Source organism: Variovorax sp. V116 (assembly GCF_041154435.1).
GTDB classification, from domain to species: Bacteria; Pseudomonadota; Gammaproteobacteria; order Burkholderiales; family Burkholderiaceae_C; genus Variovorax; species Variovorax paradoxus.
Map to the genome: position 1 here is coordinate 2,358,408 of NZ_AP028661.1, position 13,114 is coordinate 2,371,521.

General features: G+C 61.6%; 7 protein-coding genes and 2 pseudogenes. All 9 read left to right on the forward strand.

What is annotated here, in order from left to right; all coding sequences use genetic code 11:
- The first annotated feature begins 47 nt into the window (after nt 1–47).
- A complete protein-coding gene (locus tag ACAM58_RS11155) occupies nt 48–611 on the forward strand; it encodes a helix-turn-helix domain-containing protein (RefSeq protein ID WP_369664486.1) in 564 nt (187 codons plus the stop codon).
- Nucleotides 612–1,444: 833 nt separating this feature from the next.
- Entirely contained in the window at nt 1,445–2,026 is a 582-nt protein-coding gene (locus tag ACAM58_RS11160) for a hypothetical protein (protein WP_369664442.1), read from the forward strand.
- A complete protein-coding gene (locus ACAM58_RS11165) occupies nt 2,019–3,125 on the forward strand; it encodes a relaxase/mobilization nuclease domain-containing protein (RefSeq protein WP_369664443.1) in 1,107 nt (368 codons plus the stop codon). The genes ACAM58_RS11160 and ACAM58_RS11165 overlap by 8 nt, the downstream gene beginning before the upstream one ends.
- Nucleotides 3,126–3,605: 480 nt before the next feature.
- Nucleotides 3,606–9,167 carry an Ig-like domain repeat protein gene (locus ACAM58_RS11170; protein ID WP_369664444.1) on the forward strand — a complete coding sequence of 1,854 codons (5,562 nt, stop codon included), beginning with the start codon at nt 3,606–3,608 and terminating at the stop codon, nt 9,165–9,167.
- Nucleotides 9,140–10,810, forward strand: a complete 1,671-nt coding sequence (locus ACAM58_RS11175; RefSeq protein ID WP_369664445.1) for a hypothetical protein — start codon at nt 9,140–9,142, stop codon at nt 10,808–10,810. Before ACAM58_RS11170 ends, ACAM58_RS11175 begins: the two co-directional genes overlap by 28 nt.
- A gap of 2 nt (nt 10,811–10,812) precedes the next feature.
- Nucleotides 10,813–11,454, forward strand: a complete 642-nt coding sequence (locus ACAM58_RS11180) for a hypothetical protein (protein WP_369664446.1) — start codon at nt 10,813–10,815, stop codon at nt 11,452–11,454.
- Between the two features lie 47 nt (nt 11,455–11,501).
- On the forward strand, nt 11,502–11,960 hold the full coding sequence (locus ACAM58_RS11185) for a hypothetical protein (RefSeq protein WP_369664447.1): 459 nt from the start codon (nt 11,502–11,504) through the stop codon (nt 11,958–11,960).
- Nucleotides 11,961–12,214: 254 nt separating this feature from the next.
- Nucleotides 12,215–12,789: pseudogene (locus ACAM58_RS11190) on the forward strand (IS21 family transposase); the annotation flags it as partial.
- Nucleotides 12,790–12,925: 136 nt separating this feature from the next.
- Nucleotides 12,926–13,068: pseudogene (locus ACAM58_RS11195) on the forward strand (transposase domain-containing protein); the annotation flags it as partial.
- Nucleotides 13,069–13,114 lie beyond the last annotated feature (46 nt).

Genomic DNA, 13,114 nt, shown 5'->3' on the forward strand with positions numbered 1-13,114 from the left:
ACTGAAGCCGGAGAATGCGTGAGCATGGGTACGAGGAAAGCGCTGAGTTGGAGCGACGTCAAGGACAAGCTTGCCGACTTCGACCGCCCGGGCTTGCGGAGGTGTCTGGCGGTGCGCTGGCGAAGGCGTCGGGGATTTCTGCTTCGATGCTTTCCCGGATCGAGCGCGGTTTGGTCTCGCCTTCGGTGGAGACCTTGGAGCGTCTCGCGCAGGGCCTGCATGTGCCGACCTCGCGCTTCTTCAGTGACCAGGCGCGGCGCACGGACTTCTGCCACGTGCGTGCAGGACACGGTGTTTTGGTCGATCGAGTCGGTGCCGTTTCGGATTACCGCTACGAACTGCTGGGCCACCTGCTGTCGGGCAACCTGTTCGTCGAGCCCTACCTGGTCACGCTGCTGCCCGGCGCGGATCCCTACGTGACCTTTCAGCATCCAGGTCTCAAGTTCCTGTACCTCCTGTCCGGAGAGGTCACCTACCGCTACGGCGCGAAGTCGGTTGCGGTGAGGACAGGGGACTCGCTGCTGTTCGATGCGACCGCGCTGCATGGGATCGAGACCATTCAGACCCAGCCGGTCTGTTATCTGTCAGTGGTGTTCACGCTGCGAGAGTAGGCTGTTCTTGGCGGCCTTGCCGCGCAGCGCGCGGCGATGCGGATGCCCATTCGATGGTTCCCCCCCGAATTCGCTGCGTGCCGAGTCCACCTCTGTGCCCGGCTCTATTTCTAGGTGTTCGGCGTGCCGAACACCTAGAAAGCCTCGAACGGTAGCAACAGCGGGGGTCTTCCACTTGATGAGCTGTGAGGAAATTTATACAGCGGCCGTGTGGGCTTGCTCTGCGAGCGGAATGAACTTTCGATTTCGGTAGCCTGGACGCGGCGGTCGCAGGACGACGTCGAAACTTCGAGGGCAAAGTCCTTGTACGGCCATGAGGGCGGGATCGTCCCGTCTACCTCCGCAATGTTCGGCATGCCGAACATCGATGGAGGGCGCCGAACTGACCATCGACCGCAACGCTCCGGAATCGGCGAAACGGCGAGGCGAGCTCGACGCTGGAATTCCGAGGGCAACGTCCTTGTGCGGCCATGAGGGCGGGATCGTTCCGTCTACCTCCGCAATGTTCGGCATGCCGAACATCGATGGAAGGCCCGAACTGCCGATCGACGACAACGCTCCGGAGCCGCGAAACGGCGAGGGGAGTTCGACGCTGAATTCCGAGGGCAAAGTCCTTGTGCGGCTATGAGGGCGGGATCGTTCCGTCTACCACCATCAATGTTCGGCATGCCGAACATTGATGGTGGTCTTCGAGCTGTCGATCGACGGCAACGCTCCGGAGCCGCGAACCGGCGAGGTGAGCTCGACGCTGGAATTCCGAGGGCAAAGTCCTTGTGCGGCTATGAGGGCAGGATAGACTGCCGTCAGACATTGTTAACAGCGACGGCGTTGCAATGACCAAGACCTCTCGATCGAGCCGCGTGATCGCCACCCGGGTGCCGCCCGAGACGAGGGCGCGCTTCGCCGCGCTGGCTGCCCGTCATCATCTCAGTGCGTCGAGCCTGCTCGCGAAGATGGTCGACCAGGTCCTCAAGACCCACGGCGACATCTCGCCGGGCTCGGGCGCACAGCGATTCCCAGACGAATCGGAATACCGCCCCAGCGTGGCGGATCGCATCACGCTGCGGCTTCGCCAAGGCGATCGCGCGCTGGCGACACAGCGAGCCCGCGTCCGTGGAATGAAGACAGCCAGCTACCTCGCCCTGCTGATCCACAACCATGTGCGTGACGCGGCCGTGCTGCCGCCGAACGAACTGGACCAGATCAAAGTGACCGGCGCCCGACTGGCTGCGCTGCAACGACAGCTTCGAATGTTCGGCATGCCGAACACACTGCCCGGGCCGGTGGCGTCGGACCTCGGCGAAGCGATCGCGTCGGTCCGGCGGGACGTCGAGGCGGCACGCGAAGCCACGGCCGCCCTCGTGCGGCGCAACCTGATCAGCTGGGAGACCGGCGCCGGGAGTGCCCATGCCTGAACAGAGCGTGCGCGCAGGCAAAAGCGGCCGCGGCCCGGCCGGTGCGCCGCGCGACATGACCCTGGACATCGTGAGCTACGGCCGGCGAGGACCGGGCGGCCAGTTGCGCTTCGGCACCGAGCAGATCGCGCAGATCCAGCGCACCGTGGGGCGCACGCCCGAGGTGATGGTGAAGGTCTCCGGCGGCGGGCGGGACATCGGCGGCGTCGAGGCCCATCTGCGCTACATCGGCCGGCACGGCAAGCTGCCGATCGAAACCGACGAGGGGCTGATGCCGCAGGGCCGGGGCGCTCCCAAGGAGATCACGGCCGACTGGCAGCTGGAGCTCTGCAGAAGCCAGTACAAGCCAAGACCCGCGCCGGGGCAGAAAGACACGCGTGCGAAGCTGGTCCACAACATCGTCCTGTCCATGCCCGCCGGCACGCCGCCGGACAAGGTACTGGCGGCAGCCCGCGTCTTTGCGCGCGAGAACTTCGCGCTGCAATATCGCTACGCCATGGTGCTGCACACCGATCAGCCGCACCCGCATGTGCATCTGGTGGTCAAGTGCGAGCACGAGTTCGAGCCCGGCAGGCGCCTCTACATCCGCAAGGACACGCTGCGCCAGTGGCGGGAGCAGTTCGCCACGCTGATGCGAGAGCAGGGCGTGGCGGCCAATGCCACGCCGCGCCAGGTGCGAGGGCAGACCCGCAAGCCCTACAGGGATGCGATCCATCATCGGCTCCGCGCGCTGCGGGCATTCGGCCAACTGCCGCCCAGCGACCGGACCGGGCTTCGACCGCCGAAGACCTCGACCTTCATGCGCGCCAAGCTGGAGAGTGTGCTCCAGGCCTTACAGACCAAGCGAGGCACCCTGGATGCCGGCAAAGACACCATGCAGCGCACGCGGGAGGAGGTGGTGGCGGGCTGGCACGCAGTTGCGGATGCGCTTCGAAATCAGGGCCAAGCCGAGGCGGCCAATCGGGTGGAGCGCTTCGTCGCGCGCATGCCGGCTGTGCAGACTGATGCGCGGCGAATGGCGGATCGATGGAGGGAGACAGAGAGAAGTCGAACGCCGGAGCGCGCGGATGCCCACTCGTCTGGACCACGTGTCCGATGATGCTTGCGGCGCCTGCCGAGCAGCACCCCCAGTTCCGAGCTCGTAGCATGTTCGCGCCGGCAGGCTTCTGCGCCGCGTGGGATGGCGATTTTTACTATTCCGTCCATCCGTTGCCGACGTGGAGTGGATGGATTTGCAAGTCGCGTCTTCGACCTGGCTGCGCGACACCCTGCGCCGCCACGGCATCCCGTTCTCACTTGAGGCTGGCGTTGCGCGTTTGGAGTTACACGCGACCCGGTCTACAACCAGAATGGCAGTAGGCATCCGCGATCTTGACGCTGCGTCATACCGAGAGAAGTGGCGGCTCAAGACCTCTCGCCAAATAACCCGTAGCTTCTGGTGGGATTGACTAAACAAACGCAAGTTGCGCTGGATAGGTTGGTTGAACCGTAGGCCGGCATTGCGTCAAGCCCAACCACGAAGGTGTTCCCGGCCTGGTTGCCATGTGGCGGTTCTCCGAACAAATTCGTCGAGGCTGCTATGGTTGCAATTATCAGTGGGAATAGTCTGGGTCTGAGCTTGGGCTCGTTGGCTGCGTTGGGCCAACGCGGTCAGGTGGGGACGGCAGGGCAAGGCCGAAGCGGTGAGCAGTCCTTCGTCAACATCGCCAACGGCAACCTCGTGCTGCAAGGTCGCGACGACGTCCTGATCGGTCGCGGGCTCGACGTCCAAGCCGTACGCACCTACAACAGCCAGGGCCTGCTCACCGACGATAACGGCGACAATTGGAGCGTCGGCGCCTTTGGCCAGAAGGTCGTCCTGACCTCCGGCACCGTGGGCACGGCCGGCAGCACCCTGATGCGCACCGACCGCGACGGTGCCCAGGCCATCTACACCTGGGATGTCGGCCGAAACGGCTATGTCAGCCCCGCCGGCTCCGGCGCTTTCGACACCATCGCCTACAACAATGGCGCCGCACAGTTCATCTGGACCGACGGCGACACCGGCCGTGTCGAACGCTATCAGTCCAGCGGCGTCGGCCGCCTGATCTCCATCACCGACGCGGATGGCAACACAGTCAGCTACGCCTACAACGCCAACGGCACCGTGTTGTCCGTCACCGATGCCAATGGCGACATCACCTACTACGACTACAGCGGCACGAATCTCACCCAACTGCGTACCGTCGCGAAATCGACCGATGGCCAGACCAACGTCACGCTCACCCGGGTGCGGTATGCGTACGACAGTTCCAACCGACTGTCGACGGTTATCGTCGACTTGAGCCCCGAAGACAACGCCGTCGCAGACGGCAAGACCTACGTCACCACCTACACCTACGACGGCACCAGCAAGCGCATCGCCTCGGTCACGCAGGGCGATGGCACCAAGCTGAGCTTCACCTACGTCCAGGCGGGCGGCAGCTACAAGGTCGAGACCGTGACCGACGCGCTCGGGCAGGTCACCCGCTTCACCTACAGCGCAACGACCGGCACGACCACCGTGACCGATCCGCTGGGCGCGCAGAGCACTTATCTCTACGACGCCCAAGGCCAACTACTGCAGATGCACCAGGGCGTCACTGCTGGCAATCTGTCGGGGCTGTCGCAGGTCAGCTACCGCTACGACGACGCCGGCAACGTCACCGGCGTGACCGATGGAGAAGGCCGGGAGGTCGCCTACGAGTACGACGCCAATGGCAACCTGCTGAAGGAGACCGACTCCGCCGGCAACCTCCACACCCGCACCTACAACGCCGCGAACCAGCTGCTCACCGACACTGTCTACGCCGATGCGGCGGTCAGCCGTGGTGTCTTCAGCAAGGAAGCGTCGTTGGCAGAAATCACCCGCTACGTCTACGCACAGGGGAACCCCCGGCTGTTGCGCTTCAGCATCAGCGCGCAGGGCGACGTCACCGAGCATCGCTACGACAGCTATGGCCAAGCGGTCACCACCGTCCGCTACACGGGCGGTGGCTACAACGTCTCCCCGCTCGGCGCGACCGCCGTGCCCACGGAAGCGCAGATGACCACCTGGGCTGCTAGCAGCAGCACCCAGGACCTGCGCCGCACCGAGCGCACCGACCGTGTCTATGACGCGCGCGGTGCGCTGAGTTCCTCCACGACCTATGGCGAAATCGACGCGACCGGGGCGGGCATCGCCGCCTCGGCGGCGAAGACCCAGTACGTGTACGACCAGCATGGCTGGCTGCTCAAGACCATCGAGCCGACCGGCGGCGGCACCACGACCTATGTGTACGACGGCTTGGGCCGCGTGCTCAGCGTCAGCGCGCCCTCGCTCGACGGCGGGACCACGGCCAACACCACCGTCACGAGCTATGACGATGCGGGCGGCAAGACCAGCGTGACCATCGCCACCGGGCTGGTCACCGTCTCGGCCTACGACAAGGCCGGACGTCTCGTGAGCGCCACCCAGCAGAGCACCGGCACCGGCGTGCTGGGCACCACCATCTACGCCTACGATAAGGGCGGCAACCTGCTGATGACGCAGGACCCAACGGGCGTGCGCAAGTGGATGCTGTATGACGAGGCGGGTCGCAAGATCGTGGACATTGATGCGACCGGGGCGGTGATCGAATACGTCTACAACGCCAGCGGGCAGTTGCGCCAGACCGTGGCCTATGCCACGAGGCTCACAGCCCCGAAGCTCGCGCAATTGGTAGATGGGGCGGGTCTGCCGACCACGGCGTGGAGTGCGACGAACACGACGACTAGCCTTGCGGGGTTGCGGCCGGCAGCCAATACGGCGCAGGACCAGAAGGTTTGGCGCTTCTACGACAACGCGGGGCGCCTGGCCTGGCAGGTGGATGCGTTTGGGTATGTGACGCAGACGACTTATGACGGGGCCTCGCGCATCCTTTCCGTCACGAAGCTGGCCAAGCCGATCGATGTGGCGCCACTACTCAATGGAGCGGATGTCAACCTGGGGGTGGATCCGAGCACGCTCGGGGGAATTGCGTTGAGCTTGAATGATCCTGGACCTACAGCCTTGGCGCGTTTGGCAGTCCTGACGGCCGCAGTCGAAGGCGCTGAAAACGGAGGCATGGTCACCTTCTTCGATGGCGAGACGGTCATCGGCAGTGCCTTGGTCATCGATGGCAAGGCCGTATTTGCGCTAGATCGATTTTCTGTGGGAACTCACAGCTTGCGCGCAGCGTACTCGGGCGATCTTTGGCGGCCGGCCAGCGTCTCTAAGGCTGTTCAGAAAATCATCACTCCAGCGACAACCGCTGCCACGTTGAGTGCACAGCGAAACCCGACTGCTGGTGCTCAAGCGGCAATTCTTTCGGTCGGATTGACTACTCCGGAGAGGACGGATCTGGCATTGGCCTCTGGACTGGTCACGTTCTACAACGGAAGCAAGGTGCTGGGAGTTGGAATTGTCATTAATGGAGTGGCAACATTGGCGGTGAATGAACTGCCCAAAGGCATATTGGCACTTCGCGCCGAATATAACGGCGATGCAACGCATATAAAAGCGACATCATACTTGGAGTGGTCCACAGACGGGCTAATTCCGACAGCGACGACGCTGAAGATTGCGGGGATTCCAAGTACGCGAATTGGATTCTTGGGGCAATTTGACTCCTATACGTTAAGCGCATTTGTCACGAATGTTGGAGGAGCATCATCAGCTGTTCCGGCCGGGACTGTATCTTTCTATAACGGAACGGCCTTCATTGGTAGCGCTGCGGTGGTCAATGGCGTTGCCACGCTTCAAATCAGCAGTTTCTCTGCAAATCCCCTGAGAGCAGTGTATTCCGGAGGTGGCGGCAATGCCGGCAGCAGTACTCCGATCGACCAGTACGGGAGTGCAGTTCCATCCCCCACCAATCTCACATTGACGGCCCAACCCTATTTCAATTCGTCAGGATTGTTCTACTTGACAGCGCGTGTGGCGGGAGCGATCCCCACTGGCGTCGTGACTTTCTTTGCAGGAACACAGCTGCTGGGTAGTAGTAATGTGGGCTCTAGCGGCGAGGCCCTCCTCCCGACCACTTTTTTGCCACTTGGGACTAGCACTGTGCTGAAGGCGGTGTATTCGGGAGATGCAAACAATGCGAATTCCATCCTCAACGAGGGGGCGGCCGTAGCAATCCCCTCCACCAAAACATCATTGCCTCGAGGCGATTACCTGTCGCCTGATGGCCCTGTAACATTCATCCATTCACCAAATGGGCGTTTTATTTTTGGCGTGGGATATGGAAGTGTTGGTGTTAGTGGCGTCAACGAGCAAAGGACGTATCAAAGTAATTGGGCTGTAACTGCACCAGTAAATCCTGCGGACGAGGGAAATGAGCGTGAGCATTACTCATTTCGCTTCGATAGCGACGGAAGGCTCGCAATCTATACGGACGGTGGCATGGTGGCGGTGGACTTCGGCACTGCTGGCAAGGGCGGTCAGTCTCTGGAATTGCAGGATGATGGCAATTTGGTGCTGTACACCTCCGACAGAAAAGTCGTGTGGTCCACAGGCCCGGCCACTGCCCCGTTCCAGCCGACGCAAAAGGAGCCCAGAGAACTGACCAATGCGGTCGACTTACTTCTCGCGCAGGAAGCGGTGGTGGGGCTGCCAATGCCAGCGAGCATTTCCTTGGTTGCGCCTCCGAATGTTCCTTCCCCCTCGGCGACTCTCAGCGTCTTCGACGGGCAGAAGTTGATTGCCAGCTTCTCAAATCCCTACGCAAATGGGTTCAGCCTTCCGCCGATGTCTTTGGGCATTCATCCACTCAGGCTGGTGTACGTGAACGGAGCCTTCGCTGCCTCGCGCACGATTGAGTTGAACGTGAAGCCTGCGGTTAGCGAAATTGTCGTGAATGCTTCGAAGTCTGTTGTCCCCTTCGGCTCGCCGGCGGTCTTGACCGCTCAAGTCGCGCTTGCGGCGGCTCTGAGATCCGACGCGTTCGTGGGCCGCATGGCTACTGGAGTCGTGACGTTCTATCGCAATGGCGTAGCGCTGGGAACGGCCCAGGTGGTCAACGGCGTAGCCACGCTTTCCATCAGCGATCTTCCAGCGGGGGTGGCCAGTTTTACTGCCAGTTATGGGGGTGATGAGAATTACCGGAGTTCGCAAACATCCAGTGACTCTTGGGTGAAGATGGAGGGCTTTTCCGTCAGCCTGATCAACCTGACGACACCAACGATTGCGCAAGACGGCGGCTTGTCAGTCCAAGTGACGGGCAAAACTCCTACCGGCTTGGTGAGCTTCTACAGCGGCACGACTTTGCTGGGCACGGTAGCGGTGAGGGAAGACGGCACGGCCATCTTGCGTGGCGTCCCCATCCCCGTTGGTACTCACACTTTCAGTGCCGTCTATTCGGGCGACGAATCCAACGCCGACGGCGCGATCACTTTTACGCAAAGCGTCACGGGCACATCCATTCCCACCGTACTGGTCGGCCTTGATGCGGCGCAGGACCGCACCACCACCCAACTGTACAACCGCAACGGCCAACTCCAGGGCACGCTGGACGCCGAGGGCTACCTCACCGAATACAAGTACAACGCAGCCGGCGAGCGCATCGAGACCATCCGCTACGCTGATCGTGCAGCCAACTTCACCAGCGTGTCGGTACGCATGGCGGCGGTGGCCATCGCGCGCGCCAGCGGCGACCTCAAGGGCCTGCGCCCTGTCGGCAGCAACCCCGACGACATCCGCACCTACGCCTTCTACAACGCCCGCGGCCAGCTCGTGGGCCAGGTGGACGGCGAGGGATATCTCACCGAAACCATCTACGACGCACGCGGCAACCTCGCGCAGACCAAGCGCTACTACAACCTCGCCAAGACCCCGGGCAGCGCCACCGCAACCCTTGCGACCATTCGCCCGGATCTGCACGCGCAGGATCAAAGCGTCACCCAGACCTGGAGCGCCGCGAACCAGTTGCTCAGGGTGTGGGCATCGCTCTGGGTATTCAGGATTCGTTCAATTGGAAGGGGGTTGCGCTCGGAGCGCTTGGCGCGGGCGTGGGTGCCAGCGTGGGCGCCTTGCTCAATGTGCCTGGCGGTTTGCTGGAGGGGTCTGGCAAATGGGCCACCGCCGGGCGCATGGCCGTGGGCAACGTCGCCACCCAGGGGTTGAGCATCGTCACCGGGTTGCAAAAGTCCTTTGACTGGCGGGGCGTCGCGGCAAGCGCGGCTTCGGGCTATGTGTCGGCATCCGCCGGCGCTTGGACCAAGGGCCTGGATTGGAGTCCGGCGGGCCAGAGCTTGGCCAGCAGCATGGCCGGAGGCATGGCAAGCGCTGTGGTGCGTGGAGGCAGCATCGGACGCGCATTGCCCGGCATTATTGGCGACGCGCTGGGAGCGGCTTTGACCGTGGGCAACCAACTGGGGGGCGACATCGCGGCAGGCAGTCGCATCGACCCTGCGAACCCTTATGGATATCAGGGCGCTGGCGGCGGTATCTCCAACTGGCGAGACAGCGCACCTGCGACCATCCCATCGAACGCGCAGCTTTCCAATGAAGACGTGGCTTGGCTGTACGCCGAAAACAGTTGGCTCGGGCTCGATGCGCCTCCATCGGGCGTGCAGTACGCCGATTCATCGAAGGTTCTGAATACCGGGGTGGCGACGGATGCTGGTCCCACGAGCCTCGCCGATCCTGGCCGCAAGCTCATCACCCCTCTTCGGACAGGCGTCGGAATACGTCCAAGCGTCTCTGCGGTAAGTGACTTTACCGATGCCATCGATCTGACGTTGGATATCGCGCAGGACGCCGCCGAGGCGCCCAGTAGCATGCGCCGAGTAGATTACAGCCTGCTTCCGCAGGGCACTTCGATTCGCTGGCTACCTGAGGGCCGCCACTCGGCTGGAGAGGCGGTCTGGGATAGCGTCAAAGCAGGTTGGAATAGCGTGGTAGTCAGCACGGTGCAACTGGGCGCCGACGTGTTTTCGGCTTATGCCCGAACCTCGGCCAATTACCAGGAAACCTTGGGTGCTGGCTGGATCGGTCCTCGCATGGCCGCACCCTACAGCAGCGAAGGCGCGTTCAAGCTGAGTGTGCCCGCCGCAAACTACGACACGCCCTATGGTCCGACAGTCGAGCGGCTGGCCGATGTGGCACAACTCTTTATGGGCGGCTACGGCGGGTTGAAGTGGGCCGGTCTTGGCGCAAAGACGCTGACTGTGGGGACTGGTCTCGCCTACTCCAGCGATGCCGATGCCAGCCTGTTGGGGAGTACGCGCAAGCTGCTGATACCCGCGCTCGGCGATAGCGTAGTCTTGGAGCGCATGACCAACTCGGGCGATGCCATAATTCGCACTGCCGAGATGTCGTATGCTCAACTTGGACGGAAATCCCTAACGCAGGATTACCGTAATTCGCTTGCAGAACTCCGCGATCTGGACCCTTTGGCTCAGAGATTCCAAGCTGCGGTGCAGAACATTCGAGATCGATTGACCTTTAATGATTTGTCAGAACAGTGGCGAACTACCATCACCGAAGCACGCCTAACGCGGCCCAAGGAACCCTGGATCGCGAATCGGTGGGAGGCCGCCGCCTTTGGAACGGAAACGCACGAAGGATTCGCCAGAATGCTTGGCAAAATTCCTGACGGGCACCTTTACGAATACAAGCGAGTCGGCCCAGATCTGGTCCCAAAAAATCCATTAGGACTGAAAATGGAAATAACGAATTACACCCCAAGCCTGAACGCCGTAGCAGCACACGCGCAAAAGTATTCCGCGCAAACATTGCGTTTTATTCTCTACAAAAGCCGTTAAAAATGCTGATTTCTGACGATGACGCAATTATTCGAGAGCGTCATTTGAAAAATGAGACGCTTAAAATTGATGGTCGGCATCTGCTTTCCATTGTCAATTGCCAGCTAGAAAACTGCAATATTTTAATTGATTCGCCAAATGGCGAAGACGGATTTCTAGATTGTCAACTGGATAATTGTGTCATTGAAGTCAATAAAAAAAGAAAACGCTCGGTGTTTTTTGGATCTGAATTTGAAAACTGCATTTTTAAAGGGGGAATAAAAGATGCAGATTTCGGACGCAGTCGTCCCGATCATCCGGTGTTTGAAAAGTTCAATCGGCTAGGCAGCATCGTGGATTGCGATTTCACGCAGGCTACGCTAGACATGTGTCGATTCTTCGAAGTGGATCTAAGTCGCCAGAAGTTCGCGCCATGGCCTCAGTTTGTGGTGCCACATGAAAAGAGACTGACCGCCGCCAAGTTGCAGAAGTCTTGGCCCGGCAAGATCGGGCTGTATCTTGCGGTTGCGGCGCAGGACCAGCGAACGACATTGTCTGGCGTAACAGGTACCGTGGCCTACTTCAAGAAGCATTACGCCGTCACCGAAGACGAACTGCGGCAGGTGCTAGACGAACTCGGAGTAGCGATGCCGTTGAAAGATTAAGAGGAGCACCGATCGAAGGTCATTGGAGTGGGCCGGAGGCCGAGACGATGACCGACGCTGGTGTGATGCGAGCAAGAGCCGCCGCGATAAAGTCCCTCCGGCGCCGTCTTTGCGGCTTTTACAAGCCGTCCCGATGCCAAGCAGAAACGCAGATCATGCTGCAGCTTGAGGTGCCGATCCACGTTCTGCTGGTCTTATTCCAGGCCATGAAGCACTGCGGGCACGCCTTGCCGACGATCTCTGAAGACGTCCAGGAAACCTGCTTGCAGCGGCTGACGGCGACGATGCAGTTCACCGGGGGCGTGCCACCAGACTTCGTTGCGCAGATGATCACAAAGTTCTGCGTCGACCACCCCGAGCGCTACTTGTTGGCGTTCGTGTACGGCCACCTTGGCCAGCACGACCTGCTGCGCGTGAGAACTGACGCCGAGAAGTTCTTGTTGCTGGCCGCCCTTAACCTCGTAGAGTGCGTTGCCTACGTTGGAGCGCAGTTGCAGTCCAAGTGACCCGCTTGCGGCCGGTCAAGATGGGATGACTGGACGCTCACGACTGGTTGAACAGATCGGCGATGCTCAGACGTCGAGCACTTGGCGCAGCGCATGGAATGGGACCCGCCAAGTCACCCCATCACCGGTGGCGAGGGTGGCCGTGCGTTGGTTAATGCGCACGATCACTCCGGTGATGTTGCGACCGTCTCGGTCGTCGAAGGTCGCGGTATCTCCGCGTTGGAACTCGCGCGCATGGCTTGTCGCCCGGGTGGCGCGGTCGGCGTCGGCCAGATCCTCTTGCCGACATCTTTGACGCCGAGGTCGTACCGCTGCTCGAATCGGCTCCCGGAATTCGGCCTGTCGCGATATTCGACCAGTTGAAGCGGCGCCACCAAGATCTGGCAGCCGGGGTTCGTCGAACGCTGGAGCGCCGGAGTCGAGCGTGGCGCGCATTGCACGGTGAGGAACGCGAAGTGATCTTCCGGCAGGTGCACGAGGCGGGCCGTATGGGACTGTCGGACTTCACCGAGATGGGCGACCTCGTCATCACGGTGGCCGGCGTGCCGTTGGAGCATCGCCTCTACTACTTCCGGCTGGCCTGCTCAGGCTTCGAGCATGCCCACGTGATCCTTGGTGGCGAGAGCTATGTCGCGCTGGCCGGGGGGCTGCAGAACGCGCTGTGGATCCTTGGCGGCGCACCGCGCGAGCATCGCAGCGACAGCCTGTCTGCGGCGTTCCGCAACCTGGACCGGCATGCACGCGAGGACTGACCACGCGCTATGACGCGCTGTGCGCTCACTACCGGATGGAGCCGAGCCGCAACAACCGTGGCGTCGCGCACGAGAATCCGTTCCCGTTGCCAGAGTCCTCTCGCGAGGAATAACGGGAATCTCGATCATTCCGTGCACCGCCGAGACGCCAGACTTGTGGGTAATTGAAAGCTTGAGGCCACGCTTACCCACCAACCGCTGTTCCGGTTGGAGGCCATCATGAGCCTGATGCAAACGGCTCGGCTCAACGGGCTGGAGCCCATGCGTATCTCAAGGATGTGCTGGAACGACTGCCGACGCAGACCGCGTCGGCAATGACGGACCTGCTGCCATACCGCCGATCGGCCGCGACCTGAACGCTGACGCCCGGCGTCGAGGGGAGTTATTGGACGCATAAGCCCA